Below are 25,785 nucleotides of genomic sequence, written 5' to 3'. Positions count from 1 at the left end.
CATCCTTCCAGCGAGAACAAAATTCTCACACGGTAGGAGTCAACTAAACCGTCAGCAGTCCCATGCCATGCGTTCGGCAATCAGGGCTCGGGATGCTGAGGTCGGCCTTTCGCGTCTTCTCGCCGGTTATGCGTGGGAATGGAAGACCAAGGCCGATAAGACGGCGTTCGACATCGAGATCGACGAGGCGCAGCTGCGGTGGAACAGCACCCAGACCGATTGGATCGCGTCGCCGGGGTCGCTTGAAGAGGTCGGGTCGATTCATACGGTGCAGGGGTACGACCTCAACTATGCCGGGGTGATCATCGGGCGGGATCTGCGGTACGACCCGGTCGCTGGGCGACTGTTCGTTGATCGGGGGTCGTACTTCGATACGAAGGGTAAGGAGAACAACCGTCAGCTCGGGGTGGTGTACAGCGACGACGATCTGCTGCGGTTCGTTCGCAATGTGTATGCGGTGCTGCTGACGCGGGGGATTCGGGGCACGTACGTGTTCGTGCAGGATGCGGGGCTGCGGGAGTACCTCAAACGGTTTATTCCAACCTTTGCCGCTTGAATAAGACTCCGGCCGAAGTAGTATTCTGAAGTATCGTCATAATTCTCCGAAGGTCGCTTCAGAGAGGAAATCAGGCTCGATGGTAAACTTGATCGATCGAGGAGGCGCCGTGACTACTACGACCAGCACGTCAGCTGCCGAGCGATGTCGGCGCGCCAGGGTCGTGAGCGAAGCTGCCCACAGTTCGGCTATGGAGGGCCTCGCCTCGTCTCCCGAGTATCGCGCGGATGCCGCAGCCTACGTCGATGGCACGATCGATTTCGATGAGCTGGGCCGCCGCACTCTCGGCCGCTACGGTCTTGTCTGAATTTGTAGACCCGTACCTCTATCCACATTCACGTGTACTTCGAAACCTGCTCGACCTTCGGGATGACGAGGCGCTGAGATCAGCCGAAGCCTATCTAAGTGAATTCCGCCGGACGCAAATGGCTGAGCGTCCGATTTCTGTCACCGGCGATTTCGTTCAGCTACGCGCGGTTCATCGGCACTTGTTTCAGGATGTCTGCGGTGGGGCGGGCGAACTACGCACCGTCGACATGCGAAAGGGGCACGAGCCCCTCGCCAAATTCTTCATGCCCGCCGTGGAGACTGGGTTGCGTTCGGGCCCGAGTGTTACGCGGGTGGAGCAAAACTGTGCTGCGTCAGAAATGTGTGAGATAATATCTATGTCGATCCATCGAGGTGGAATCGAAAGTGAACCCTGGGAGATCTCGCGTGGCGGGGCCCGGGGTTTTGCGCGTTCTAGATCTCCACGATCGTGACCGTTGAACGTAATTGCTCGAGGTAGGCCGGCCTACCGCGGCGGTCTTGAGCGACTGCCCCACACATGATGTCGGCAATCCAGAGAAGCGGCTCGGCCGGCCCGGCAACGTGATCGATTCGCACTGACGAACTCAGAACCCTCTTTGCGCGAAGGCTGTCGACCAGTGCCCGATCGAGTTTGTCAGCTGGTCCACGCGATTCGAGAACGATATTCTCGACTCCGAGTTCAGTGAGCTCGCAGCAGAGTCGCTCGAGGCAGAGTCGGCGTCGGCGCTCGCTCCTTGTCTCGGCGCCGCCCAAACGAACCACAATCAAGTGCTCGGCCTTCAATGCTGCAACGGAGGCGATCAACGCTTGGCGACCGCGCGGGGACTCCTCATGCCAATGCACTTTTCGCAGATCCAGTCGACGGAGACCGCGCATAACTCTGCGAGGCTCGTCTTGTTCATCGACGGCGATGATCGCGGCGCAGAGAATGTAGGTTCCCGGATCGACGGACTGATCGGGTTCTGATTCGTCGACGTACGCGACGTAGGGCATGTTTCGTCTTTCGGGAGGTGAGGCGAGGGCCTAAGGTCGTATTAGTCCATGATTGAGGATAAATCATTTAGAATGCTACGCGGCCAGGAGTGCCATGAAAGGGCAATTGACCGAGGCGCGCGACGCGGGCGCCCCGCTACCTTAGAACTATGGGCTCCACCGACGACTACAGCTTCCGAACCTTCCCCGCCGCGGCGGCCGACCCGGCGACGAACACCTGGATCCAGGCCGAGCGGCGCGGCTTTCACGACAGCCGAGCCACCGACGAACAGCTCGCGCGTACGGCCGACCATCTCGTCACAGACCGGCGCCAGCTCACCGGCGCTTACCGCGGCGACGAGCTGGTGGCGACGTTTGCCGCCTTCGAGAGCACCCTGAACGTCGGGCCGAACACGCTTCTGCCGGTCAGCCTCGTCTCCAACGTCACCGTGCGGCCCACCCACCGCCGCAACGGCATTCTGCGGCGCATGATGACCGATCATTTGCGTGAGGCCGCCGCCGCGGGCATGGCAATTGCTGCCCTCACGGTGTCGGAGGCCACGATCTACCGCCGGTTCGGCTTCGGCGTCGCAACCTGGGTCAGCCACATCGCCCTCACCACTGACACGCGGTTCCGGATGCTCGTCGAACCCCGCGGGCGGTGCGAGTTGATCGAGGCCGCCGACCTCGCCACCCTGGGCCCGAAGGCGTTCGCGGCCTTCCACGCGGCGCATCCCGGATCGGTCGATCGGCACGCCGCGACCTGGAACCGTGTCATGGGCGGGGCCACCGAGAAAGACGACGCGAACCCGGGCGTCTACGCGGCTGCGCACTACGACGAGGCCGGGCAGGTCGACGGGTACGTGTCGTACCTGTTCAAGGGATGGGATACCGCGCCGCACACGCTCGAGGTGATCGATCTGGTGGCGGCAGACGACAACGCGTATCTGGGCCTGTGGGAGTTTCTCGCATCCGTCGACCTCGTCGAACGCATCGAGTGGGAGGTCGCGCCCGCCGACGATCCGCTGCGCTGGGCGGTTGCCGACTGGCGTTCGCTCGCGCTGACGGGGCTCGAAGATTGGCTGTGGATTCGCGTACTCGACGTCGTGGCGGCATTCGAGGCGCGGGCCTATGTGGGTTCAGGGTCGATGGTTCTGCAGGTGACGGATGCTCTGGGTTACGCCACCGGCACGTACCGGCTCGCCGTGGCGGATGGTCGGGCGACGGTGACTCGCGACGACTCAGCCGCACCCGACGTCTCTGTCGAGGCGCCGACGCTCGGCTCGCTCTACCTGGGCGGTGTCGACGCGGTGACGCTCGCCGCGGCGGGGCAGCTCGCGGAACACACTCCGAACGCGGCGCTTCGCCTTCGCGCTCTGCTTGCGCCGGTCGCGTCGGTGTACGGGTCCACTCACTTCTGATGGAGCGATGCCGAGCTGTCGCCGCCCCCGCCACCGAGAGCGGCAGCTCGGAGGAGGAGCCCCGCGCTCATCGGTCGTCAGAGCGGCATAACGGCGCGGTAAAGATGGCATAACAACGCCGTTACACTCCACAACCTCAACCTGAAGGCTGCCTATCGTAAAGCCATGAAGCGAAAGATTCTCGTCATCGTGGGTGTCGCAGCCGTTCTTGTGCTCTCCGGATGCTTGGCAGGGTCGTCAGGCTCATCGAGCAGCTCAGAGGGCTCCGGTGCCGTGGGGTCGGCCCAAGCTCCCGCGGGGGTCACCAACGGTGGCGCCTCTGATGCGGCAGGCGCCGGTTCCGCCGCGGCCGACGCGTTGTTGCCCGAGACGCAGGTCGTGACGACGGGATCGATCGCCTTGACGGCGGATGATCCATCCGCCGTCGCCGATCAGGCAGTGGCCCTGGTCGAGACCGCCGGCGGACACGTCGACAACCGCACGCAGCAGAGTGCTAGTGAACGGAATGACGCGCGCGCAGACCTCGTGCTCCGCGTGCCGAGCGCCAACGTCAGCTCGACGATCGAGGCGCTGAAGAAACTCGCAACCGTCGAGTCGCTGTCGATCTCGGCGACCGACGTCACAAGCCAGGTGCACGACGTGGATGCTCGCATCACCGCTCTGCAGACGTCGGTGAACCGCCTGCTCGACCTGATGTCGAAGGCGACCAACACGACAGACCTCATTGCTCTCGAATCGACGCTCTCGTCGCGCCAGGCAGACCTCGACAGTCTCGTCGCCCAAAAGGCTTCGATCACCGACCAGGTGCAGTATTCCTCGCTGACACTCGGCATCAGCGGCACGCCAGCGGCCGCGACGGTGGCGCCGTCAGACTTCTGGAGCGGGCTCGGCATCGGGTGGGCATCCGTCGTCGCAGCTCTCTCGGGAGCGCTCGTCGCTTGTGGCGTTGCGCTGCCCTGGCTCGTCATTGTGGCTGTGCTCGCGCTGATCGTGATTGCGATCGTGCGGTTCGCCAGCCGCAAGACGCGGCGCGGGAACGCTTCGACCGGAGCCTGACACGCCACGGGGGCGCGCACCGATCAAGGTGTAAGCGAGCCGATATTATGGCGTCACCACGACGAGCCTGACGATTCGGTGAGGGGGCGACGGTGTCGGCTGAACATCCGGTGCAGCTCCTCGGCGCGGTCGCTGTGGGCGGGGTGACGCTGCAACCGGGGCGGGTTACGAGCCTGTTCTGTCTGCTGGCGCTGGCCGGGGGGTCGGTGGTGTCGAGCGAGCAGCTCATGAGTGAGCTCTGGAACGACGACGTGCCCGACTCGGGGGTCTCGGCGCTGCACGTGGCTGTCTCTCGGCTGCGTAAGCAGGTGTCGGCGGCAGCCATCAGCATCGATGCGCGCTCGCCCGGGTACACGATGACGAATGCGGCGTCTGACGTGGCGGCGTTCGAACGGCTGGCAGCAGCGACCGATCGGCACGCCGCGGCCGGCGAGGTGGATGCTGTCGCCTCTGTCGCGCGGGAGGCGTTGGCGTTGTGGGGCGGCACTCCGTTCGTGGGTGCCACCGAAACGCCGGCACTGGAGCGGGCACGAAACCGGCTGCGGGGTAGACACACCCAGCTCAGGCGCATGCTGGCGGAGGCGCTGCTGACTTCCGGCGGCCCCGCCCAGGTCGCGCAGGCCGCAGACCTGGCCGGCGATCTCGTCGCCGACGATCCGCTCGACGAAGCTGCGGTCGCGGTCGTGATGAGGGCGGCCGTGGCCCGCAACCGCGTCGCCGACGCCGTGGCCGCTTTCGACGAGTACCGGCGGCAGATGCGCGACGAGCTCGGCCTCGACCCGAGTGGCGCTCTGCGCGAGTTGCACACGGGCATCCTGCGGGCCGACTCGCCGTCGCCCGACTCGCCACGGCCCGTCTCGCCACGGCCCAGCTCGCCCACCGCCCACGAGCCTCAGGGTGACCCGACTCGGGCCGTCGCCGCGGCCGCCACCGCGGCCCCGCAGCCCCGCGAGACGACTCCACGGGCATCCGACGACAACGACACCCTGGTGGGCCGCCGCGCTGAGCGGGCAGCGCTGCTCGACGCCATCGACGTGCTCGGTCGCGTGATCGTGCTCGAGGGCGAACCGGGTATCGGCAAGAGCGCGCTCGCCAGGTTCGCGGCCGAGCTCGCCCGGGCGCGGGGGATGACCGTGGTGTGGGCCCGAGCGAGCGACGGGCCCGGCACGCCCCCGCTGTGGCTGTGGGAGCAGGCGCTCGGCGAGCTCTCGGCCGTGGCCGACCGCGAGCGGAGCGCAGGTTCGGCGATCATCCGGGAACTGGCCGATGAGGCCGGAGATGTCACCTCGCGCTTCCGGCTCGCCGAATCGATCGCCGGTCGTGTGCTGGCAGCGAGCGAACACGAACCGGTGCTGCTGGTGCTCGACGACGTGCAGTGGGCCGATGAGGGGTCGCTTCAGGTTCTGCTGCTGTTGGCGCAGCGGGTGCGCGGGCGACCGCTGGTTCTGGTGCTCACCGCGCGCACGGGCAGCAGTCGAACCGCGTCGCTCGACAGCGCTCTGGGTGCGCTCGCGCGCGAAGACGGTGTGACGCGGGCTGTTTTACGCCCATTCTCCCTGATCGAGGTGCAGGAGGTGGCGAAGCGCGCCGGTGCCGCCGAGCCGGCGGCGCAGCTGTTGCTGCGGTCGGGCGGCAATCCGTTCTATCTCGGCGAGCTGCTGCTCGCCGGTGTCGGCCGGGTGCCGTCGACGGTGTCTGAGCTGCTGGTGCAGCGGCTCTCGGTGTTCACCGAGACGACCGTCGCCATTCTGCGGTCGGCCGCGGTCGCGGCGCGCATCATCGACGTTGCCGTGGTCGGCCGCAGTCTGGGGCTCTCGCCGCTCGAGGCGCGCCAGGCACTGCAGCCGGCCCTCGACGACGGGCTGCTGGTGACGGAATCGGGCGCGCTGACGTTCGCCCACGACCTGGTGCGCGACGCGATCGTCGAATCGGTGCCGTTGGTGCAACGGGCACGGATGCACGCGGCGCTCGCCGGCGCCATCGAGGTGGTGCACGGCGAAGACCTCGCGGCGCACGTCGAAGAACTCGCCGACAATCTCTTCGAGGCGGCCGGTGGAGCGCCGTCTGAGCGAGCCTTCGTCGCGTGCATGGCGGCCGCGGATTCTGCGCTGTCTCGGCTCGCCTTCGATCAGGCCGCGTTGCACCGCTCACGGGCGCTGCAGCTGCTGCCGGCCGGGGACTCCTCACGTGAGACGCGCTGGGACGTGCTCATCAAACTCGCCGCCGAACGGCGGTTCTCGGGCGATGTCGAGGGTGCTTCAGAGAGCGTTCGGCAGGCGATCAGCACCGCGCGTCGCATCGGCCAGACCGACCTGCTGCGGCGCACGCTGCTGCTGCTCGGCAGCCCGACGCTGTGGAACTGGCGGCACTTCGGCGAGGTCGACGGCGACGTCGTCGCAGAACTGCGCCAGCTCAGCGCGGCCCCGGAGTCACAGGCAGAGCGGGCGCTGCTGCTCGGCACCCTGGCCGTCGAACTCTACTTCGCGGGCGACCCCGACGAGTGCGTGAACGTCGCCGCGGCGGCGGTCGACCTCGCACGAACCACGGGCGACGATTCGGTGCTGTCGCGCACCCTCAACAATCTGATGGTCGCGTCATTCTTTCCGGGGCGCGAGGCGTTACGGCTGAGCGCGGCGCGCGAGACGCTGCAGCTCGCGCAGATTCCGCCCGCGACAGAGGCAGTGGCGCTGATCCAGCGCGGCTACCTCCAGGTGCAGCGCGGCGACGTGGCCGCCGGTGTCGCCGACTTCGACCGGGCCGGATGGCTCGTGCCCCGCCTCGGCTTGCCCGAACTCGAAGGTCAGCTCGCGTGCTCGCTGGCCGGCATGGCCATCGTGCGCGGAGACCTGGCGGCGGCAGAGGAGGACATCGATCAGGAGCTGTCGATGTTTCGTCGAACAACGCTCTGGGGAGCCGAGTTCACATCGATCGTGCAACGGCTGCAGATCGGTCGTCTCACCGGTCGCCTCGACGCTGTTCTGCCCGATCTCGTCGACAGCGCCATGCACGACACGAACCGCATCTTCCGCTGGCCCGCCGTCGTGGCGATGGCGGAGGTCGGCGAGGTGACGGATGCCCGGCGGCACATTTCCAGGTGGGGACTCGGTGTCGACGGTCCGTTTCTGCACTGGGCGAGCGACTGGGAATGGACGCAAGCCGCCGAGGCGGCCCTGCTGCTGAACCTGCCGACCACACGCGCGCTCTACGACAGACTCGTGCCCCAGCAGGGCGGCATGGCGATGGTCGGAACCGCCAGTGCCGTACTCGGGCCCTACGACGCGCTGCTCGCCCGGCTCGCGCGGGCCAGTGGCGACGAAGCAGCTGCGGCGCGGCACGCGGATCGGGCCGACCAACTCGTGCGGAGGGTGCGAGACGGGCTCGGGCAGGAGCCGCACTTCACCCTGCGCTGATCCCGTTCGAACGGCGTGCAATCAGCGTGCAATCAGCGCGCAATCAGCGTGCAATCAGCGTGAAAGGTCTGTGAAAGGTTCGCGGAGGCGCCAGGAAAGGCCCTCGCCTCAGAGTAGGTGCATCGACCGGCATCCCGCCGGGCATCCACCTCACAAGGAGCCTCACCATGACCATCACCCCCGTCGACACCGACTCTCTCAGCACCCTTGCTCGCGGCATTTCGGGCCGCGTGCTGGCCGCCGGCGACCCCGACTTCGCCCGGCTGGCGACCCCCTTCAACGTCGCCGTCGTACAGACGCCCGCCGCCGTGATCGAGGTGGCCGACGCCGACGACGTCGCCACTGTCGTGACCTTCGCGGCAGACAACGGCTTCGATGTTGCGGTTCAGGCCACCGGCCACGGCGCGGTGCTGCACACCCGCCCCACCCTGCTGGTGCACACCGGCCGGCTCGACGAACTCGACATCCGCTCTGACCACACCGCCCGAATCGGCGCGGGCGTGCGGTGGCAGGCGGTGCTCGACGCGGCCGCCCCGCACGGCCTCGCCCCGCTGGCCGGCTCGTCACCCCTCGTCGGCGTGGTCGGCTACCTCACCGGTGGCGGCCTCGGCCCGGTGGCCCGAACATTCGGATTCGCCTCTGACTACGTGTCGGCCTTCGAGGTGGTCACCGGCCGCGGCGAGATGCTGCGAGTGACCGCCGACGAGCATCCGGAGCTCTTCTGGGGCCTGCGCGGCGGCAAAGGCGCACTGGGCATCGTCACCGCTGTCGAACTGCGGCTCATCGAACTTGCTGAGTTCTACGGCGGCTGCTACTTCTTCGACGGGACGGATGCCCGTGCCGTGGTCGAACGCTGGCGCACCTGGGGCGCGGGCCTGTCAGACCAGGCGTCGACCTCGCTCGCCATTATGCGCCTGCCCGAGATGCCCGGGGTTCCCGAACCGATCGCGGGGCGCTGCACGGTCGCGGTGCGGTACGCGTTCGTGGGCGACGCGGCCGAGGCCGAGGCGGTACTCGAGCCGATGCGCGGCGTCGCCCCGGTCATCCTGGGCGGAAGCGGCGTCGTGCCGTACAGCGCCCTGGGTGCCATTCACAGCGACCCGGTCGACCCGATGCCCATCCACGAAACCAGTGTGCTGATCGACTCGCTGCCCGACGACGCCATCGCCGCCCTGCTCGACGCGGCCGGGCCGGACGCCGACTGCCCGCAGATCATCGTGGAACTCCGCCAGCTCGGCGGTGCCATCGCAGCGACGGATGCCGCGACCAGCGCAGGCACCTCGCGCGACAGCGCGGTCAGCCACCGGGATGCGGCGTATTCGCTGCTGACCATCGGTATCGCGATTCCGGCCACCGTGACGGCGGTGCTCGAGAGCGCCACCCGCATCACCTCGGCCGTGGCGCCCTGGGGCACGGGACGATGCCTGGCGAACTTCGGTGCCAGCCTCGCACCCGCCCGTATCGCCAGGCGGTACGACGCCCCGACGCTCGCGCGTCTCGTGCGTCTCGCCGGGGCGCATGACCCTTACGGGGTGCTGCCGGAGTCGCGCGCCGTGCGTGCGGCCGCCGCGCTCTGATCACCACCCGAACCCCCACTCAACAACCCACTCACTCTCTGGAGAGCATCATGATCACGAACAACCCGCTTCGCACCCTGATACGAGGTGCGAGCATCCTCTCTGTCGACCCCGTGGTCGGCACCCTGCCTCGCGGCGACATCCTCATCGAGGGTGACCGCATTCTGGCCGTCGACCGCGACCTCACCGATCAGGCCGGGCCGGCCGCCACCGTCATCGACGCTGACCGGATGATCGCCATCCCGGGTTTCGTCGACTCCCACGTTCACGCGTGGGAGGGCCAGTTGCGCGGCATCGACCCGCAGGCCGACTTCGGCGCGTACCTCGGCATCACGGCGTTCGGCATCGGGCCGCGTTACCGGCCGGAAGACAACTACGCCGGAACGCTCGCGACCGCCCTCGTGGCTCTCGATGCCGGAATCACCACCGTCATCGACAACTCGCACAACTCGCGTTCACCTGAGCTGTCGAGGGCGGCCATTCGGGCCTTCGTCGACGCGGGCATCCGGGGCGTGCACGCCGTGGGTGCACCGTTCGGCGCTTCGTTCGACCACATTCCCGGCATCGTGCCGGCGTTGCGCGACGAATTCGAGGGGCCGCTGATGACCCTTCGGCTGTACGAGGTGAACCCGTCGGCCGAACTCTGGCAGTTCGCGAACGACGAGGGGTTATGGGTGTCTACCGAACTCGGCACGCATACGCCCGGGCTCGGCGAGATCTTCGACGACCTCGAGGCCCGCGGGCTGCTGACCGGCCGGCACGCCTTCAATCACGGCTACGACCTGTCGGAGCGGGTCTGGGATCAGATCGCCGGCAGTGGCGCGGCCGTCAACATGGCCCCGCGGTCGGATGCGGCGTTCGGCCTCGGCACGACCATCCCACCCATCGATCGAGCCCTCTGCCGCAGCATTCCGGTGGGCCTGAGCGGTGACAACGAGATCACTTACGGCCTCAGCATGTTCGCCGAGATGCAGAATCTGAACAGTCGGCACCGCAGCGAAGTGTTCCGGCGCCAGGTCGCCGGTGAAACCGAGGCTCAACAGCTGTCTGCCGCGCAGCTGCTCGAATTCGCGACCTTGGGCGGCGCGAAGAACGCCGGTCTGGCCGATACGGTCGGCTCGCTCACGCCGGGCAAGCAGGCCGATATCGTGCTGATTCGCGCCGACGAGGTGAACACCTTTCCGGCGACGGATGCCCTGGCCACCGTCACGGCGTTCGCCACGAGTTCGAACGTCGACACGGTGTTCGTCGCCGGGCAGCTGCGCAAACGGCACGGACGACTGGTCGACATCGACGTCGCGGAGGCGCAGGAGCTCATCGTCGACTCGCGCAACCACCTGCTGGCGCCAGTGCACGCGCTCCAGAACTCATGACCGCGCGCACGCCGCTACCGCCGCCCGACCGCGCGGCCGCGGCCGCCCTCTGGGCTGACTATGCGGCGGCCCATCCTGACTGGGCCGCCGCGGGCCCCGACTATGTGGTGCACTTCTTCGGCGACCACGTCGACCTGGCCGACGAACTCGTCGAACTCGTCGAGTCGGGTCGCAAGCGCGCCACTGCCGAGCTCGTCTCGCAGTACCTGGTCGACGGCGAGCCGCTGCCCCGGGTGGGAGCGCACCTCATCTCGTGCGACGGCTCTGGCCGCCCGCGCGTCATCCTGCGCACCCACCGCATCCGGTTGGCGCCGTATTCTGCGGCAGACGAGGCCTTCGCCCATGCTGAGGGCGAAGACGACGGCACCCTCGAGTCGTGGCTGCGGGAGCACGAACGGTACTTCCGTCGCGTGCTCGCCACCCGCGGCGAGACGTTCTCGCCAGAGCTCGAACTGACCTTCGAGGAGTTCACCGTCGTCTGGCCGCCGCACCTCGCCGACGCTGGTGCCGGTGTTGGTGATCGTGGCGGTCTGCAGCTGCCAGCCCGGCACCGAGTCTTGTAGGCACACCGAGGTGGGCAGTGCGATGCGGTCGGCGCCCTACCCCGGCGAACGAGAAGGCGGACGTCGGGGGCAACCGCAGCTCGTGTCAGTGCGCCATGGCCGCGAGCGCCTCCGGGTCGATGGTCGCGATGGATCGCGTGTCCTGGAAGGAACGCACGCCCTCGATGCCCTGCTCCCGGCCGATGCCCGACTGCTTCATGCCGCCGAACGGAGCCCGCAGGTCGAGACGGGTGGCGCCGTGGTCGTTGACCCAGACGTAGCCGCAGACGAGCTGCGAGCCGACCCGGGTCGCCGACTCGGGGCTGCTCGTCCAGACCGAACCGCACAGACCGCTCCAGGTGTCGTTGGCCAGGGCGACGGCCTCGTCTTCGGTGTCGAAGGCGATGACCGGGATGACCGGCCCGAACTGCTCCTGCGTGACGACGCGCAGTGACGGGTCGGGGTTCACCACGAGGGCCGGGCGCAGGAAGTTGCCGCCGGCGAGGTCACCACCCGGCAGGTCGCCGTACTCGCGAACGTCTGCTCCGGCATCCTTCGCCTCTTGGATGATCTCTTCGACGAACGCCTTCTGGGCCGGCTGGTGCAGCGGGCCCATCGTGGTGCCCTCGTCGAGGCCGTAGCCGAGTACGACCTTGTTGAGGCGTGCCTCGAGGCCCGCCACCAGCTCGTCTTGGCGCGAGCGGTGCACGTAGATGCGCTTGGCGTTCATGCAGATCTGGCCGGTGGTGTCGTACACGGCGGCGAACAGCCGGTCGAGGTGGGTGTCGTCGATGATCGCGTCGTCGAGGAAGATCGCCGCGTCGTTGCCACCGAGCTCGAGGGTGACGCGGGTGAGCGTCTTCGAGGCCATCTCCATGATGCGCTTGCCGCCGTTGACGCTGCCGGTGAAGCACACCTTCGCGATGTCGGGGTTCTGGATGAGCCCGCCCATGTTCTCGTCTCTACCGGTCACGACGTTGAGCACTCCGGGCGGCAGCTTCTCGGCGACGCGCTGCACGAGACGGGCCGTGGCCAGCGGCGCCGAGGGCGGCGGCTTGACGATCGCCGTGTTGCCCGCGAGCAGGGCGTGGGGGAGCGCCGCACCGAGAATGGCGATGGGCCAGTTGAACGGCACGATCACGGTCACGACTCCGAGCGCCTGGTACGACACGACCGTCTCGACGGGGATCGCGCCGGGGATCACCGGAAGGGTCTTGCCCTGGTCGACCTCGTCGGCGTGCATCAGCGCGAGCTGCCAGCGGATGTCGAACACCAGCGCATCGACCCAGGCCTCGAACCGCACCTTGCCGTTCTCCTGCGAGAGGATCGCGGCGTCGTCGTCTCGGTCGTCGGCGATGCCGGCGATGGCCTCGGCCATCTTCGCGGCCCGCTCGGGCCCGGTCAGGGCCGACCACGCCGGGAAGGCCGCCTTGGCCGCGGCGACTGCATCGGCGACGTCGGCGGGCGACGCAGAGGCTGCTTCGCCGACGATGGTGCCCGGCTTCGCCGGGTCTGCGATCGACAGCACCTCGGCCGTCTCGCGTACCTCACCGCCGATGTACAGCCCCGTTCGCACAGGAGCGGTCGACGCTCTCGTTTCGGCCTCGGTTACATCTGTCATGTTGCAACTCACCTCTCTGTGTGTCGTCTGCCGGCGGTGCATGGTAGGTCAACGCCGACGATATGAAGCTTACGTCGGGCGCCGGGTCGCGGCACCCCGCCGCTGGCTGGAGTTGATCGCGCATCGGCGCTGATCGGTTCTGCCGCCGTCGCGCCGAGGGCGGGCCCTCGAGAGTAGCGTAGGCACCATGACGATCTCGCTCGGCTACCAGATTCCCAACTTCACCTACCCGGGGGGCGTCGAGACCCTGTTCGACACCGTGGTGGCGCAGGCGCGAGACGCCGAAGCCAGCGGGTTCGACACCGTTCTCGTGATGGACCACTTCTACCAGCTGCCCGGCATCGGCACCCCCGACCAGCCGATGCTCGAGGCGTACTCGACGCTCGCCGCCCTGGCCGCGTCGACCAGCACGATCCAGCTGAGCGCACTCGTGACGGGCAACACCTACCGCAATCCGACACTGCTCGCCAAGACGGTCACCACGCTCGACGTCATCAGCCACGGCCGCGCCATCCTCGGGCTCGGCGCGGGGTGGTTCGAACTGGAGCACGACCAGCTCGGGTTCGACTTCGACACGTTCACCGAGCGGTTCGAGAAGCTCGATGAGGCTCTGCAGATCATCCACCCCATGCTGCGCGACGAGCGGCCCGACGTGACGGGCACGTGGTACCGGGCGCACGGCGCGATGAATGTGCCGCGCTACCGCGAGAGCATCCCGATCATGCTGGGCGGGCAGGGTGAGAAGAAGACGTTCCGGCTCGCGGCCCGCTACGCCGACCACATGAACATCATCTGCGCCATCGAAGACCTGCCGCACAAGCTCGAGGTGTTGAAGCAGCGCGCCGAAGAGATCGACCGCGACCCCGCGACGCTCAAGACCAGCTACCTGGCCAGCGCGGCGATCGTCGAGACGCAGGCCGAGGCCGACGCGATTCTGCAGGCCCTGCCCGAGGAGCGGCGCGGTCGCGCGCTGGTCGGTACGGCCGACACCATCGCCGAGCGGGTGCAGAGCGAGATTCTGGATGCCGGTGTCGACGGCGTCGTCGTGAACGCGCCGGTCAACGGTCATGTACCCGGAGTCGTGACGGCTCTCGGTGAGGCGCTGGCTCCGCTCGTGCGTTCCTGACCAGCGGGGGTGCGCGACGCCCGGTGCGACACGAAGTTCAGAGTTTGCTCTGTATCTCGGGGATGCGCTCGGCGCCATCTGGGGCGACGTAGAATCCTCATGGTCTGCTTGATCGGTTCATCTCTTCGGCCAATGAAGGTGTAGTCGGCACGGCGGGGATCGCGACGTCTGCGCGCGGCGAAGGTTGGGGTTTCAGCACTGCGAGAGGTGGCCCACATGGTGTCAGCGACCCGAACGGCGAAGGTCGGCGCCCGGCCGGTGAAGGTCGGTGCGGCGGGGCTCGCGGTCGCCGCGCTGGGCGTGGTGTTCGGCGACATCGGCACGAGCCCGCTCTATTCGCTGCAGACAGTGTTCAGCATCGACGACGGGGCCGTGCAGGCCACGCCCGACGACGTGTTCGGTGTCATCTCGCTGATGTTCTGGGCGATCACGATCGTGGTGTCGATCAAGTACGTCACGATTCTGATGCGCGCCGACAACGGTGGCGAGGGCGGCGTGATGGCCCTGGCGGCCCTCGCACAGCGGCTGTACTCCAAGACCGCCGGCAAGGCCGGGCTGCTGCTGATCATCGGCATCGTCGGGGTGTCGCTGTTCTACGGCGACTCGCTCATCACTCCCGCCATCAGTGTGCTCTCGGCCGTCGAAGGCCTGCAGGTCGCAGTGCCGGGGCTGGCGCACCTGGTCGTACCGATCGCGGCGGTGATTCTGACCGGGCTGTTCGCGTTCCAGCGTTTCGGCACCGCCCGGGTGGGCCGGTTCTTCGGGCCCGTCATGGTGCTCTGGTTCGTCGTGATCGCCCTCGCGGGGCTGGTGATGGTCGTGCAGCACCCCAGTGTGCTGGTGGGCCTGTCGCCGACGTATGCGGTGGTGTTCATCGCCGCGCATCCGGTGATCGCGTTCGTCGCGATGGGAGCCGTGGTGCTGGTCATCACCGGAGCCGAGGCGTTGTACGCCGACATGGGGCACTTCGGCCGGCCGCCGATTCGCCGGGCCTGGTTCTTCGTGGTGTTTCCCGCCCTGGTGCTGAACTACTTGGGCCAGGCGGCGCTGATTCTGCAAGACCCGTCGTCGCGGGCGAATCCGTTCTTCCTGCTCTTCCCCGACTGGGCACGGCTGCCGATGGTCATCCTCGCGACGGCGGCGACGGTGATCGCGAGCCAGGCCGTGATCTCAGGAGCCTTCTCGCTGACGCGCCAGGCCGTGCAGCTGGGCCTGCTGCCGCCGCTCACCGTGCGGCACACCTCAGAGCACGAGGGCGGCCAGGTGTACCTGCCGGCGGTGAATGCGCTGCTGTTCGTCGGTGTCATGACGGTGATGCTGGTGTTCCGGTCATCCGCGGCCCTGGCCACCGCCTACGGGGTCTCGGTGACCGGTGCCCTCGTCGTCGACACGGTGCTGCTGCTGCTCGTCGCTCCACGCCTGTGGGGCTGGGGGCCGCTCAAGATCGGGGCTGCCGCCCTGGTCTTCGGCGGGCTCGAACTGACGTTCCTGAGCGCCAACCTGTCGAAGATCCTGCACGGCGGCTGGGTTCCGCTGATCGTCGCGTTCGCCGTGATCGTCGTCATGACGACCTGGCGACGGGGCCGCGAGCTGGTGATCCAGGGCCGGGTCAAGAAGGAGGGTTCGCTGCCCGCATTCGTGAAGGAGGTGCGCGACCGCAAGGTGCTGCGGGTGCCCGGCATCGCCGTCTTCCTGCACCCGAACCGCGATTCGACCCCGCTGGCGTTGCGGGCGAACGTCGACCGCAACGATGTGATTCACAAGCGGGTGATCATCGTGACCGTGGTGATCGAGAACGTGCCGCACATCGACCCGAGGGAGGCGTTCGAGTACAACGACCTCGGGTACTCCGACGACGGCATCGACCACGTGAAGGTGCGTTTCGGCTTCTCTGACACCCCGAACATCCCGCGCGCCCTGCGAAAGGCGTGCGCGCTCGACGTGCTCGACCTCAAACCCAAGCAGCTCGACACGGCGTCGTACTTCGTGTCGCGGGGGGCGATTCGCACGACGCGGGCGCCCGGAATGGTGGCGTGGCGCAAGAGCCTGTTCGCGGCCCTCGCGCAGAACGCCGCCAACCCTGCGGCGCGGTTCGGGTTGCCGGCCAGTCGCACGGTGACGATGGGCAGCGACATCGACATCTGAGGCTGAGGCTCAGGGGGTGCCGGTCGAGGTCTGGGGTGCGGTGTGGGGTGCGGTGTGGCCCGCGAGCCCGGCCTCGGCCGGGTCTGCGAGTGTCTCGGTCGGGGCCGCCAGCCTGTCGTCGAGCCAGTCGAACATGCGCTCGGCCGTGAGGGTGCGGGCGAGCGGCTGGCAGTGCTCGCTCGCGCCCTCGGCGGCGGTGAAGTGGATGAGCGTAGAGATGCCGGGCGTGAGGTCGGCCAGCCGCTGCGACTGCCCCGGCCAGAACTGTTCGCTCTCGGGGTCGGTGATGAGCAGGGGTGTCGTGATCTGCGCGGCGCGGTCTGTGAGCGTGTATCGGCGCACCGCCTCGAGGGTCTCGGCGTAGCCCGACGTGCCATAGGGGCGGGCGCGAAAGGTCCAGGTGCGTGCGGTGTCGGGGGAGAATTTCATGCCGAGGCGCATGTCTCGGACGAACTTCTCGTTCTGGTTCTCGTCGAGGAGCTTCACCAGGCCCTTTGGAATGTGCGCCGTCCACGAGGCGGACACGTCGACGACTCCGGGGTCGGCGATGGCGGCCGCGAACCGGTGCTCGGCGGTGAGGGCGCGCGCAACCCAGAAGCCGCCCTGGCTGATGCCGTAGACGGCGATGCGAGTGGGGTCGACGGCGGGCAGGGCCGCCACGAAGTCGAACACCGGCGTCAGCACGTTCTCCCAGTCGGGCCGGAACGGCACGTTCTGGTCGAACAGCTGCGATTGCTGGCCGGGGCCGTCGAAGACCAGCACGGCGTAACCGCGCTTGAGCGCCGCCGAGACGCAGCTCGCCCAGAGGGCGGCGAGGGAGCCGTCGCTGCCGTTGACGGCGACGAGGGTCTTGCCGGGGGTGGCTGCGGTGGTGCCGGTGGTGGTGCCCACGGTGGTGCCCACGGTGATGCCTACGGCGGGGTCGGCAGGGGCGGTGCCGGCGGAGGCGGCGCCTACGGCGGGGTCGGCGCGGGGAGTGCCCACGGCGACGTCGGCCGGGGCAGTGGGGCGAAAGAAGAACCCCGGCAGGGTCGTGCCTTCATAGGGAATTGCGACCCGCTCGACGTCGACCGCAGCATGGTCGACGAACGACTCCCACGCCGCGCGCTGCTTCGCGAACGTCGGGGCCAGCACGGCTGTGTCGTCGAGCGCGCTGACGGCGTTCACCGCCACACCGAAGTACGCGGATGCCCGCAGGTACGCTCCGGCGGCACTGACACGGTGCGCGGCGGAGGCCGCGGCATCCGCCGTCTCGAGGGTGCGCTCGGCCAGGGCCAGCCACGCTGCGAACCACGCCCGGTGGTCGCCCTTCGCGATGCCGGCGGTTGCCGCGAGCACCTCACCGGGGTCGGATGCCCCCTCGGGGCTGTGACCCAGCACCGTTCGAATCTCGAAGTCGTAGTCGGGGTTCGCCGAGAAGACGGGCAGGTGCGGGGTGGAGTCGTGGGGCATGGCGGTACTCCTCTGCGGTGACGGTCGCGCTGGCGGGGTGCAGCGGATGCACGACACCAGCTTGGCAAGAGTCTGAACTCGACGCCATCGTCGACCCCGGGCATCCACTGTCTCAGTCGGCGTGAGCGGCGGGCGCCGCATACGAGCCGTGCCGCACGTCGTCGATGAGAGACCGATCTGCGGGCGCCCACCCGAACGTCGCCTTCGCCTTCGCAGCGCTGAGGGAACTGGTCGACGTGAGGGTCGTCGCGGCGGGGCCCATGCTCTGCTCGGCGACCGAGAGAGGAATGGAGACGACGGCCGCGCCCGTGAGCTCGCCGATCGCCTCGGCGAGCTCTCTGAACGAGAACGGAACGTCGCCGACCGCGTTGAAGGCGCCCCCGACCGGATGCTCGAGCGCACGGAGATACAGGTCGGCGAGGTCGTCCACGTGAACGGGCAGCCAGGTGTTCGCGCCCTCGTCGATGTAGGTCGCCACACCGTGGGCGCGGGCGGCGGCGATGAGGCCGGTGAGCAGCACGGTTCCGCCGCGGCCGAAGATCAGGCCGGCCCGCACGCTGATGCCCGTGATCTCAGCCGAGCCGAGAACGATGCGTTCGGCGGCTACTTTCACGGGCTGGGCGCTGATCTCGGGCAGTGCGGCGCTCTCGTCGGTGTCGGCGGGGGAGGCGTCGGGGCCGTACACCAGGCCGGTCGAGGTGTAGATCACGGGCTTTCCGCGCGCGGCGCGGCCGGCTCCGTCGACGAGAGCGGCCACGGCCGCGAGCTCGACCTGCATCGACTGCTCGGTGGCGGCGTAGTCGGAGGCGGCGTAGACGACGGCGTCGGCCCGCGATGCGGCGGTGGTGAGGGTTTCGGTGTCGGCCAGTGAGCCGCGCACCGGAGTCGCTATGGCGGCCAGCAGTGTGGCGTCGCTCGCGTCTGACCGCGAGAGGGCGGTGACGCTGTGACCGGCGCCGACGAGTCTCTGCACGATCACCGAGCCGAGGTAGCCCGTTGCACCGACGATGAAGACCTTCATGACGCTCCTGGTTCTGCGGCGCCCATCGCCGCGACTCGCTCAGGCTAAACTGTGACATCAGTGTCAAGGTCAAGCGGAGGGCGACGCGAATGCGAATCGGCGAGCTGAGTCAGAGCACCCGAGCGAGCGCGCGGTCACTGCGTTACTACGAACAGATCGGCCTGATCAGCACGACGCGGCGCAGCAACGGCTACCGCGAGTACTCAGAAGACACGGTGGGCACGGTGCGCACCATCCGGATGCTGCTCGACCTCGGGTTCCCGACCTCGTTGATCGGCGAGGTGCTGTCGTGCGATGCGAGCGGGGCCAGCGCCGCGGCCGGGGCGACCGGGGCGACCGGCGCGAGCGCGGGCGACTGCTCGACCGTCGTGGCTCGCATGGCGAGCATCCGTGACGACATGGATGCCAAGGCTCGGCAGCTGGGGGCGACGAGCCGCACACTCACGGCATTCATCGAACGTGCGTCGGCCGCCTGAGTCGCGATCGACACCGCTGGTCGACCTGCGATTCGCATCGGTCGCCGTGGCACCCGACGATGCCGGGCGGTGGGCGGATCACTGCAGTGGCCCGCCCACCAGGGGCGTCTGGAAAGCGCGACCGGGGGGCGTCGCGCCACTTCCAGCCCACGTGGGAGTTCCGGTCACACCGTCGCTAGGAACTCGGGTGTACGGAACAACCTGCAATCCGGGTTGCACTAGTAAACATACGTGCGAGAGGGTGTGCCGCACATTCCCCAGAACTGGGCATCCCCGAACAGGGCAGCGTGCCGTACGAAGAAGTGTGCCATGCGGAGAAGTGCGCGGTACACAGACGTGTGCCGCACGTAGAACTGTGACGATGCGCGACAACTTACTAGGATCGTGGTGGGGGCAGCTTCGTGCAATTCGGGTTGCAGAAGCTTGCCGGGCGCATCTCTCGGTTCAGAGCTGCTAGGAACAGTTCTCCATCCGGCTGTGCCACGACGCGGCCTTGCGGATGTTAACTCTCCTGAGGCCGCGTCGCCCTTCTCCTGCTGGGGCGCTAGCCGGAGATGGCGCTGGGGGTGACCAGGCGCAGCTGCGCCACGGTCTCGCGGATGCACTCGACCCAGTCGTCTGAGGGCGTGCCCGCGATCCACGACTCGAAGCCGATCTTGAAGATGGTGACGCCGGTCTCGGCGGCGAGGGTCGCCGAGGGGTCGGGCACGCCGCGTTCGCGCAGCGCCTCGGCGATGGCGGCGCTCAGCGTCGAGAACTTGAGCAGCTCGCGCTCCTGCAGGGCGGGGTTCGCCGCGATGATCGCCGCCCGGCGAATCGAATGGGTGCGATCGAACACCTGTGCGCCCACCTTCTCCAACGAGGCGACGACCATGTCGATGGGGCGCATGTCGTCGGGGGCGTCTGCGATGGTCTCGAGGATGATGCGCTGCAGTTCTTGCGAGCCCTGGAACAGCACTTCCCGCTTGTCGGCGAAGTACCGGAAGAACGTGCGCTCGGTCACGCCGGCCCGCTCGGCGATCTCGAGCGCAGTGGTCTGCTCGAACCCGCGCTCGGAGTACAGCTCGAGCGCGGCGCTCGCGAGGCGGCCGTGCGCATCCGGTAGCCATCGTCCCATGAGCCCAGTCTACAATCTCTCTGCAGAGTGATGACGGTGACTGACATTGCGTGCTACATTGATGACAGTAACTGACATAGATGGTGGATGCCCGGCGGACGGCCTGGCACCCACTTCACGAAGGAGCAAGCACTCATGCGCATTTTCATCACTGGAGCATCCGGCTGGATCGGCTCGGCCGTGTCACAGGAAGTTCTCGCGGCGGGGCACGAGGTCGTCGGCCTGGCACGCAACGACGAGTCGTTCGCCAGACTGCAGGCTGCCGGCGTCACCCCGCACCGCGGCAGCCTCGACGACCTCGACAGCATGCGTGAGGCCGCCGTCGCCTCTGACGGCGTGATTCACCTCGCGTTCAAGCACGACTTCTCTGACATGGCGGGGGCGGCCGTCACCGAGCGTGCCACGATCGAGATGTTCGGCGACGCGCTCGCCGGGTCAGATCGACCGTTCTTGTTCGCGTCGGGTGTCGCCGGGCTCAAGACCGGCTCGGTCGCGACCGAAGACGACCCGGTGCCGTTCAGCGGGCCAGACGCCCCGCGTGGGGGCGCTGAGGCGCTCGCGCTCTCGTTCGTCGAGCGGGGAATCCGCCCGGTCGCGCTGCGCTTCGCTCCGACCGTTCACGGTGAGGGCGACCACGGGTTCGTGCAGGTCATCTCGGGGGTCGCGGCGGAGAAGTGCGTCTCGGGCTACGTCGGCGACGGATCGAACCGGTGGCCCGCCGTCAACCGCGCCGACGCCGCGAAGATGGTCGCCCTTGCGCTGGCCGATGCTCCGGCCGGATCGCGCGTGCACGCCGTCGGCGAAGAAGGCATTTCGGGGTTCGACATCGCCACCGCGATCGGGGAGGCTCGAGGCATCCCGACGGCTTCGATCGCGCCCGACGACGCAATGGCCCACTTCGGCTGGATCGGCATGTTCTTCGCCCTCGACACCCCGGTCTCGAGCGCCAAGACGCAGCAGCTGCTCGGCTGGACGCCGAGTCACGCCGGCCTGATCGCCGACATCGAGTCGGGCTTCTACGGCACCAGGTAGTACGCCGCGGCTGCACCCAAATGCACCGGAAGGCAACCCCCCATTTCGCCCTGTTCGGGTACGGAACAATTGTCTGTGCGCGGATGGCAGTCATCGTGCCGAAGACGCCCGCGCTCAGGCAATTCGACAGGGAGGACGTTGTCATGTTTCGCGTACGCGGCGAAGAACTGTGGATCGGCGACGACCACGTCGCAAACGTACGGCTGACCGGGGGCGACCGGCCCTTCGCGGTGCAACTGCTGAACGGCGAAGTGTGCCACCAGGCAGAGACTCGGCGCGCTGCAGAGCTGTGGGTTCGCGTGCACGGCTCGGAGCTGCTGCGCGTTACAGCGGGATGACCAGCGAACCGTCGACGACGGCGTGAGCCGTGACGCCGATGGGAGTGCCGGAGTTGCGCGAGGTCTGACGCAACAGCTTGAATGCGGCATCCATGTCGACATTGTGCGACTGGGCGAGCACGCCCTTCGCCTGCTCGATGATGACGCGGCTGTCGAGCGCGTGCTGCAGCTGTTCGCGCGCGATGTCGGCCCGCCTGATGGCGCGCTCCTGCAGTATGCCGATGGTGGCGACGTCGGCCAGCGCCTTCGCTGCGACGATGTCGTCATCGCTCAGCGTGCCCGGTCGGTCGCGAAAGACGTTGAGTGCCCCGAGGGTGGAGTCTCGCAGCCGCAGGGGCACCGAGTGCGACGAGGCGTAGCCGAGCTGGCGGGCGCCGGCCGCGAACACCGGCCAGCGCTCTTCGACGTCGGCGATGTCGGTCACCGAGACGACCGTGCCCGACAGGTATGCCTCGACGCACGGCCCCGTACCGGCGTCGAGCTGCATCAGGTCGAGCAGGTGACTGCGTTCGTTCGTCGACGCCACGGTCTCGAGGTCGCCGTCGGAGTCGACGAGGATGATGCCCACGTCGGCGGCGTCGAGTATCGCGGCGCACCTCTCGACGAGAGTCTGCAGCAGGTCGATGACGTCATAGCCAGCAACGAGCGTGTCGGCGAGGGTCACCAACGTCTCCACCAACTCGGTCTGCCGCGCGTCGCCGATCATGTGCATATTCTACGTTCCGTTCCTTTCAGAGCTGTCGCCGAATTCGAGGTCGCGGTCGACGATCGCCGCCGCGACCTCGCGCACGGTGCGGCCTTCGGCGAAAGCGTGCGCCCGGATGATCAGCAGGGCATCGGCGGCCGACACCCCGAGCTGCGCCAGCACCATCCCCGTGGCCTGGTGCACCTCGCGGCGTGAGAAGGCCGAGGCGGGCTCAGGCTCTGAGAGGCGCTCAAGGGCGCCGGCCACGATGTGACGCGCAGCGATGGCCGCGAGCAACGCGGCGTCGTCGATCTGGCTGCGGGTGAGCGGGCCCACGGTGTCGGAGTAGAGGTCGACGGCGCCCACGTTCATCGTTCCGACGATGAGGGGAAACGCGAAGACGGCACGCAGTCCGGCGTCTCGGATGCTCAGCGAGAGCGTCGGCCACGCCGGGTCGGGCGCGTTCTGCGCGTCGGGCGCGAGCACCGGGAGCCGTGTGGCGAGGGCCTGCCAGCACGGGCCCTCGCCGAGGTCGAGCTGCAGTTCATCCAGTCGCGCCGCCTCGTCGTCGCTGGCGCACACAGTCTCAGAGCCGAACGGGTCGCCGAGGGTCGAGATGGCGGCGCGGATGACCGGCAGCCCGTCGACGAACGGCTGACACAGCTTCGTTCCGTTCGTGCCGGCGGCGGTCAGCTCGGTGACGGCCTGCAGAAAGGCATCACGCTGTGTCATGGGCGCCACCTGTCGTGGCGCGCGGTGCCGAGCGGGCACGCGATCGTGCGTCGCCGAGGGTTGCGCGACGCGCAGGGCACGCGATGAAACGGTCAGCGGCGCACATGGTCTCCTCGGGCGGTTCATTCTGCGCAGCACCGCCCGCGACACCACCGGTGTGGTCAACTCTGCCACACCGACCTGACAACCGCTCGTCTGCTCAGTTGAGCGGGTAAGTGTCGTCGGAGCCCGCGATCCGGCGAAGGGCAGCGCGGGAAAGTAAACTCGGCAGGCGGCCGGTACAGCATCCGGAGCCCCGACGCTCAACCCGAAAGACCGAACCATGACGCATGAGCCCCGCCCGTTCACCGTTGCCGTGTTCTGCGGCTCGAGTGCCGGCAACGATCCGGTCTACATCGAGGCCGCGTGGCACGTGGGAGCGACCCTTGCGGGCGCTGGGCTCGGGGTCGTGTACGGCGGCGGGCATGTCGGGCTGATGGGTGCCGTGGCCGACTCCGCGCTCGCGGCGGGCGGGCACGTGACGGGGGTCATTCCGCGGTCGCTGCACGATCGCGAGGTGGCGAACGACACCGTCACCGAGCTGATCGTCGTGGAGACGATGCATGAGCGCAAGATGCTGATGGCCGAGAAGTCTGACGCATTTCTGGCGCTGCCTGGCGGGCCGGGCACGCTGGAGGAGATCACAGAGCAGTGGACGTGGGCGCAGCTGGGCATCCACCAGAAGCCGTGCGGCTTTCTGAACGTCGCGGGCTACTATGACCCGCTCATCACGCTCGTCGAGACCATGCGCGACCGCGGTTTCACGCACCCCCGGTACACCCGGATGCTGCACTTCTCCGACTCGATCGAAGATCTCATCGCCGCCTTTCGCGACTACCAGCCGCCCGAGCGGGTGCAGGCGTCACCCGCACTCGAGATGAGCTCGCAGCCGCCCGTACGGCCCTGACGCGAAACCAGTGCGCCCGCTGTGCGTTCGGCGGGGCACTGGTGCCGCGGGCCGCGCAGAGGGATGATGAGGGGAAGCGCCGGCGCCCTCGCGGATGACGGATGATCGGCAGGAGCGGGCATGCAGAGCAGGAACACCGGGCGAACAGACCCGTCGGTGACCGAGGCTGCGCAGCGCCCGTCGCCGCGGTTCGCGCCTCATCTGCCTGCCGGGTTGACGTCGCATCTGCCTGCGGGGCTGGCCGCGCACCTGCCGGCGGGGCTGACGTTGCCTGCGGGGCTGGCCGCGCACTTGCCTGCGGGGCTGACGCCGCACCTCCCGGCGGGGTTCGCGCCGCATCTGCCGGCTGGGGTCGCGTCGCGACTGCCGGCGAACTTTCCGCCGCATTTTCCGCCGCACTTCACCGGCCCCGCCGCCGTCGCGGCTTTGGGGCGCACCGCCGCGCACCAGATCCGCGAGGCGGCACCGCTCGTGCTCATGACGCTGACCCGGGCAGCCGCCCCCGAGGCGCCGGATGCCGTGCGCCAGGCGCGGCTGGTGACCCTGCACCGCTGGGATGAGGGCCGTTGGTTCGTGACGAACGGCTCCATCGAGATGCCCGGCGGCGCCGAGATGCCGGGCGGAGCCGAGATGCTCGGTGAGATCGAGCAGGTCGGAGACTGCTTCCGGGTGCTGCACACGGCCGACGCCAAGGGTGCGGTGTTCGAGTTCGAGACACTCAGCCTCGCGACCGACTACTTCGACGAGTACGCCGCGGCGATCATCCTGTAGCGTCGGCTGCCGCCGGTCTGTCAAGCCCGCCGGCTTCGCGTGAGCGGCCGAGGCGTGGTGCCTAGGATGGCCGCATGACACCCTCACCGGCCGACACCCCCGACCACGCCGACGACGGCGCAGACTCCGCCGCCGAGCGCAGCGGAGTGGCCGACACCCCCGACACCCCCGACCACGCCGACGACGGCACCGACTCCGGCGACGGCGCCGAGCGCGGCGGCGGAGGCTCGGGCAGCGGGGGCCGGGGCAGGCGCGGCCGGCAGCCGCACGAGCACTTCGTGGGGCGGCGCGACGTCACCGAGTGGCGTTCGGCGCCGGGGCAGCGGCTCGCCGGGGGCAACCAGAGGCTCGCCGAGCGGTTCGGGGCGCGGCGAACGCTGGTCGCCTTTCTCGTCGTGGGCGGGGTGGTCGCCACGACGGCCACGTTCCTCGCGGCGCTGACCTACGATGCCGTCACCGACCGCGACGGCATCGCCTCGCTCGACCGGCCGGCGCTCGCCCTGGCGAAACGGCTGCGCTCGCCGGCCTCCGATGTGGCAGCGGCGGGCATCGCATACGTGTTCGGCCCGGTCGGGATGCCCGTGCTGACGCTCGCGTCGGCGGCAGCCCTGGCGGCTCGGCAGCGCCGGGTGTCGCCGCTCATCCTGTCGGTCGCGGCGGGCGCCGGATCGCTCATCATGACCGTGCGCGGCAAAGGCATCGTGCACCGCAACCGGCCGCGCCGCCATGATGCGGTGCCGCCCTACGAGTCGTCGCCGTCGTTCCCCTCGGGGCACACGCTCAACGCCACGACCGTCGCCGGAACCCTCGCCTACCTGATCGCGCTGCAGCAGAAGCGGCAGCTGCCGCAGGTCGCGGTCATCGGCGGGGCTGCGGGGGTCGTGGCGGCGGTCGGGCTGTCGCGGGTGCTGCTCGGGGCGCACTGGCTGACCGATGTAGCGTTCGGCTGGCTGAGTGGAACGGGCTGGCTCGCACTCGTGATCACCGGGCATCGGCTGTACCTGAGCAGCACCGCCGACGACCACTGAGCTTCCTCTGCTCCTGCGCAGGCAGTGCACAACATATGTGCACACTACTTGTGCACAGAATGTGTGCATGCCAGACTCG

General features: G+C 68.4%; 23 protein-coding genes. 16 read left to right on the top strand and 7 right to left on the bottom strand.

Annotated features, from left to right (window positions below):
* Positions 1–556 (top strand): DNA/RNA helicase domain-containing protein (locus V3W46_RS10565; RefSeq protein ID WP_331783071.1); only part of this gene is annotated, 556 nt, incomplete at its 5' end.
* Positions 557–635: 79 nt separating this feature from the next.
* The gene (locus V3W46_RS10560; protein WP_331783070.1) at positions 636–863 is read left to right on the top strand and encodes a hypothetical protein; all 228 of its coding nucleotides are present in this window, start codon (positions 636–638) and stop codon (positions 861–863) included.
* A 434-nt stretch (positions 864–1,297) separates the two neighbouring features.
* Here V3W46_RS10560 and V3W46_RS10555 read toward each other — a convergent pair whose 3' ends face one another.
* The gene (locus V3W46_RS10555; protein ID WP_331783069.1) at positions 1,298–1,858 is read right to left on the bottom strand and encodes a hypothetical protein; all 561 of its coding nucleotides are present in this window, start codon (positions 1,856–1,858) and stop codon (positions 1,298–1,300) included.
* 149 nt (positions 1,859–2,007) lie between these two features.
* Here V3W46_RS10555 and V3W46_RS10550 point away from each other — a divergent pair, with 149 nt between their 5' ends.
* From V3W46_RS10550 to V3W46_RS10525, 6 genes are all read left to right on the top strand, one after another.
* Entirely contained in the window at positions 2,008–3,258 is a 1,251-nt protein-coding gene (locus tag V3W46_RS10550; RefSeq protein WP_331783068.1) for a GNAT family N-acetyltransferase, read from the top strand.
* A 165-nt stretch (positions 3,259–3,423) separates the two neighbouring features.
* Positions 3,424–4,314 (top strand): DUF4349 domain-containing protein, encoded by an 891-nt coding sequence (locus V3W46_RS10545; RefSeq protein WP_331783067.1) that lies wholly within the window; start codon positions 3,424–3,426, stop codon positions 4,312–4,314.
* A gap of 92 nt (positions 4,315–4,406) precedes the next feature.
* A complete protein-coding gene (locus V3W46_RS10540; protein ID WP_331783066.1) occupies positions 4,407–7,724 on the top strand; it encodes a BTAD domain-containing putative transcriptional regulator in 3,318 nt (1,105 codons plus the stop codon).
* Between the two features lie 167 nt (positions 7,725–7,891).
* On the top strand, positions 7,892–9,301 hold the full coding sequence (locus V3W46_RS10535; RefSeq protein WP_331783065.1) for an FAD-binding oxidoreductase: 1,410 nt from the start codon (positions 7,892–7,894) through the stop codon (positions 9,299–9,301).
* 50 nt (positions 9,302–9,351) lie between these two features.
* Positions 9,352–10,674, top strand: coding sequence for an amidohydrolase family protein (locus tag V3W46_RS10530; RefSeq protein ID WP_331783064.1), 1,323 nt, complete (start codon positions 9,352–9,354; stop codon positions 10,672–10,674).
* Positions 10,671–11,237 (top strand): ASCH domain-containing protein, encoded by a 567-nt coding sequence (locus tag V3W46_RS10525; protein ID WP_331783063.1) that lies wholly within the window; start codon positions 10,671–10,673, stop codon positions 11,235–11,237. Before V3W46_RS10530 ends, V3W46_RS10525 begins: the two co-directional genes overlap by 4 nt.
* Before the next feature lie 85 nt (positions 11,238–11,322).
* On the opposite strand, the gene V3W46_RS10520 is transcribed toward V3W46_RS10525, so the two are convergent.
* Complete coding sequence (locus V3W46_RS10520; RefSeq protein WP_331783062.1) at positions 11,323–12,837, bottom strand: aldehyde dehydrogenase family protein; 1,515 nt, start codon at positions 12,835–12,837, stop codon at positions 11,323–11,325.
* A 187-nt stretch (positions 12,838–13,024) separates the two neighbouring features.
* Here V3W46_RS10520 and V3W46_RS10515 point away from each other — a divergent pair, with 187 nt between their 5' ends.
* On the top strand, positions 13,025–13,963 hold the full coding sequence (locus V3W46_RS10515) for an LLM class F420-dependent oxidoreductase (RefSeq protein ID WP_331783061.1): 939 nt from the start codon (positions 13,025–13,027) through the stop codon (positions 13,961–13,963).
* Positions 13,964–14,179: 216 nt separating this feature from the next.
* Positions 14,180–16,108 carry a potassium transporter Kup gene (locus tag V3W46_RS10510; protein ID WP_331783060.1) on the top strand — a complete coding sequence of 643 codons (1,929 nt, stop codon included), beginning with the start codon at positions 14,180–14,182 and terminating at the stop codon, positions 16,106–16,108.
* 9 nt (positions 16,109–16,117) lie between these two features.
* Here the strand turns inward: V3W46_RS10510 and V3W46_RS10505 are convergent, their stop codons facing one another.
* Together V3W46_RS10505 and V3W46_RS10500 are read right to left on the bottom strand one after the other, a co-directional pair.
* Positions 16,118–17,560 (bottom strand): alpha/beta hydrolase family protein, encoded by a 1,443-nt coding sequence (locus V3W46_RS10505; protein ID WP_331783059.1) that lies wholly within the window; start codon positions 17,558–17,560, stop codon positions 16,118–16,120.
* A gap of 112 nt (positions 17,561–17,672) precedes the next feature.
* Positions 17,673–18,581, bottom strand: coding sequence for an NAD-dependent epimerase/dehydratase family protein (locus tag V3W46_RS10500; protein WP_331783058.1), 909 nt, complete (start codon positions 18,579–18,581; stop codon positions 17,673–17,675).
* An 89-nt stretch (positions 18,582–18,670) separates the two neighbouring features.
* On the opposite strand from V3W46_RS10500, the gene V3W46_RS10495 reads away from it, so the two are divergent.
* Positions 18,671–19,057 carry a MerR family transcriptional regulator gene (locus tag V3W46_RS10495; RefSeq protein WP_331783057.1) on the top strand — a complete coding sequence of 129 codons (387 nt, stop codon included), beginning with the start codon at positions 18,671–18,673 and terminating at the stop codon, positions 19,055–19,057.
* A gap of 544 nt (positions 19,058–19,601) precedes the next feature.
* On the opposite strand, the gene V3W46_RS10490 is transcribed toward V3W46_RS10495, so the two are convergent.
* Positions 19,602–20,174: a TetR family transcriptional regulator gene (locus V3W46_RS10490; RefSeq protein ID WP_331783056.1), complete on the bottom strand. Its 573-nt coding sequence runs from the start codon at positions 20,172–20,174 to the stop codon at positions 19,602–19,604.
* A 135-nt stretch (positions 20,175–20,309) separates the two neighbouring features.
* Here V3W46_RS10490 and V3W46_RS10485 point away from each other — a divergent pair, with 135 nt between their 5' ends.
* Both V3W46_RS10485 and V3W46_RS10480 read left to right on the top strand, forming a co-directional pair.
* The gene (locus V3W46_RS10485; protein ID WP_331783055.1) at positions 20,310–21,206 is read left to right on the top strand and encodes an SDR family oxidoreductase; all 897 of its coding nucleotides are present in this window, start codon (positions 20,310–20,312) and stop codon (positions 21,204–21,206) included.
* 83 nt (positions 21,207–21,289) lie between these two features.
* Positions 21,290–21,544, top strand: a complete 255-nt coding sequence (locus V3W46_RS10480; protein WP_331783054.1) for a hypothetical protein — start codon at positions 21,290–21,292, stop codon at positions 21,542–21,544.
* On the opposite strand, the gene V3W46_RS10475 is transcribed toward V3W46_RS10480, so the two are convergent.
* Both V3W46_RS10475 and V3W46_RS10470 read right to left on the bottom strand, forming a co-directional pair.
* On the bottom strand, positions 21,531–22,250 hold the full coding sequence (locus V3W46_RS10475; protein ID WP_331783053.1) for a GAF and ANTAR domain-containing protein: 720 nt from the start codon (positions 22,248–22,250) through the stop codon (positions 21,531–21,533). The genes V3W46_RS10480 and V3W46_RS10475 overlap by 14 nt on opposite strands.
* A gap of 9 nt (positions 22,251–22,259) precedes the next feature.
* The gene (locus V3W46_RS10470; RefSeq protein WP_331783052.1) at positions 22,260–22,961 is read right to left on the bottom strand and encodes a GAF and ANTAR domain-containing protein; all 702 of its coding nucleotides are present in this window, start codon (positions 22,959–22,961) and stop codon (positions 22,260–22,262) included.
* Positions 22,962–23,283: 322 nt separating this feature from the next.
* On the opposite strand from V3W46_RS10470, the gene V3W46_RS10465 reads away from it, so the two are divergent.
* From V3W46_RS10465 to V3W46_RS10455, 3 genes are all read left to right on the top strand, one after another.
* Positions 23,284–23,907, top strand: a complete 624-nt coding sequence (locus V3W46_RS10465; RefSeq protein ID WP_331783051.1) for a TIGR00730 family Rossman fold protein — start codon at positions 23,284–23,286, stop codon at positions 23,905–23,907.
* A gap of 120 nt (positions 23,908–24,027) precedes the next feature.
* A complete protein-coding gene (locus V3W46_RS10460; RefSeq protein WP_331783050.1) occupies positions 24,028–24,678 on the top strand; it encodes a hypothetical protein in 651 nt (216 codons plus the stop codon).
* 74 nt (positions 24,679–24,752) lie between these two features.
* Positions 24,753–25,706 carry a phosphatase PAP2 family protein gene (locus tag V3W46_RS10455; RefSeq protein ID WP_331783049.1) on the top strand — a complete coding sequence of 318 codons (954 nt, stop codon included), beginning with the start codon at positions 24,753–24,755 and terminating at the stop codon, positions 25,704–25,706.
* Positions 25,707–25,785: the final 79 nt, after the last annotated feature.

It is taken from the genome of Subtercola sp. YIM 133946, assembly GCF_036553535.1.
Lineage (GTDB): Bacteria > Actinomycetota > Actinomycetes > Actinomycetales > Microbacteriaceae > Subtercola.
The sequence above is the reverse complement of the archived record's forward strand: the minus strand, read 5'-3'. Positions and strand labels throughout refer to the sequence as shown.

Excerpts from the sequence above, each read along its gene's own strand:
- V3W46_RS10510 (WP_331783060.1), top strand. The coding sequence starts at position 14,180 with ATGGTGTCAGCGACCCGAACGGCGAAGGTCGGCGCCCGGCCGGTGAAG.
- V3W46_RS10550 (WP_331783068.1), top strand. The coding sequence starts at position 2,008 with ATGGGCTCCACCGACGACTACAGCTTCCGAACCTTCCCCGCCGCGGCG.
- V3W46_RS10525 (WP_331783063.1), top strand. The coding sequence starts at position 10,671 with ATGACCGCGCGCACGCCGCTACCGCCGCCCGACCGCGCGGCCGCGGCC.
- V3W46_RS10560 (WP_331783070.1), top strand. The coding sequence starts at position 636 with ATGGTAAACTTGATCGATCGAGGAGGCGCCGTGACTACTACGACCAGC.
- V3W46_RS10505 (WP_331783059.1), bottom strand. The coding sequence starts at position 17,560 with ATGCCCCACGACTCCACCCCGCACCTGCCCGTCTTCTCGGCGAACCCC.
- V3W46_RS10490 (WP_331783056.1), bottom strand. The coding sequence starts at position 20,174 with ATGGGACGATGGCTACCGGATGCGCACGGCCGCCTCGCGAGCGCCGCG.
- V3W46_RS10545 (WP_331783067.1), top strand. The coding sequence starts at position 3,424 with ATGAAGCGAAAGATTCTCGTCATCGTGGGTGTCGCAGCCGTTCTTGTG.
- V3W46_RS10465 (WP_331783051.1), top strand. The coding sequence starts at position 23,284 with ATGACGCATGAGCCCCGCCCGTTCACCGTTGCCGTGTTCTGCGGCTCG.
- V3W46_RS10555 (WP_331783069.1), bottom strand. The coding sequence starts at position 1,858 with ATGCCCTACGTCGCGTACGTCGACGAATCAGAACCCGATCAGTCCGTC.
- V3W46_RS10495 (WP_331783057.1), top strand. The coding sequence starts at position 18,671 with ATGCGAATCGGCGAGCTGAGTCAGAGCACCCGAGCGAGCGCGCGGTCA.
- V3W46_RS10460 (WP_331783050.1), top strand. The coding sequence starts at position 24,028 with ATGCAGAGCAGGAACACCGGGCGAACAGACCCGTCGGTGACCGAGGCT.
- V3W46_RS10455 (WP_331783049.1), top strand. The coding sequence starts at position 24,753 with ATGACACCCTCACCGGCCGACACCCCCGACCACGCCGACGACGGCGCA.
- V3W46_RS10475 (WP_331783053.1), bottom strand. The coding sequence starts at position 22,250 with ATGATCGGCGACGCGCGGCAGACCGAGTTGGTGGAGACGTTGGTGACC.
- V3W46_RS10485 (WP_331783055.1), top strand. The coding sequence starts at position 20,310 with ATGCGCATTTTCATCACTGGAGCATCCGGCTGGATCGGCTCGGCCGTG.
- V3W46_RS10515 (WP_331783061.1), top strand. The coding sequence starts at position 13,025 with ATGACGATCTCGCTCGGCTACCAGATTCCCAACTTCACCTACCCGGGG.
- V3W46_RS10470 (WP_331783052.1), bottom strand. The coding sequence starts at position 22,961 with ATGACACAGCGTGATGCCTTTCTGCAGGCCGTCACCGAGCTGACCGCC.
- V3W46_RS10500 (WP_331783058.1), bottom strand. The coding sequence starts at position 18,581 with ATGAAGGTCTTCATCGTCGGTGCAACGGGCTACCTCGGCTCGGTGATC.
- V3W46_RS10480 (WP_331783054.1), top strand. The coding sequence starts at position 21,290 with ATGGCAGTCATCGTGCCGAAGACGCCCGCGCTCAGGCAATTCGACAGG.
- V3W46_RS10535 (WP_331783065.1), top strand. The coding sequence starts at position 7,892 with ATGACCATCACCCCCGTCGACACCGACTCTCTCAGCACCCTTGCTCGC.
- V3W46_RS10520 (WP_331783062.1), bottom strand. The coding sequence starts at position 12,837 with ATGACAGATGTAACCGAGGCCGAAACGAGAGCGTCGACCGCTCCTGTG.
- V3W46_RS10530 (WP_331783064.1), top strand. The coding sequence starts at position 9,352 with ATGATCACGAACAACCCGCTTCGCACCCTGATACGAGGTGCGAGCATC.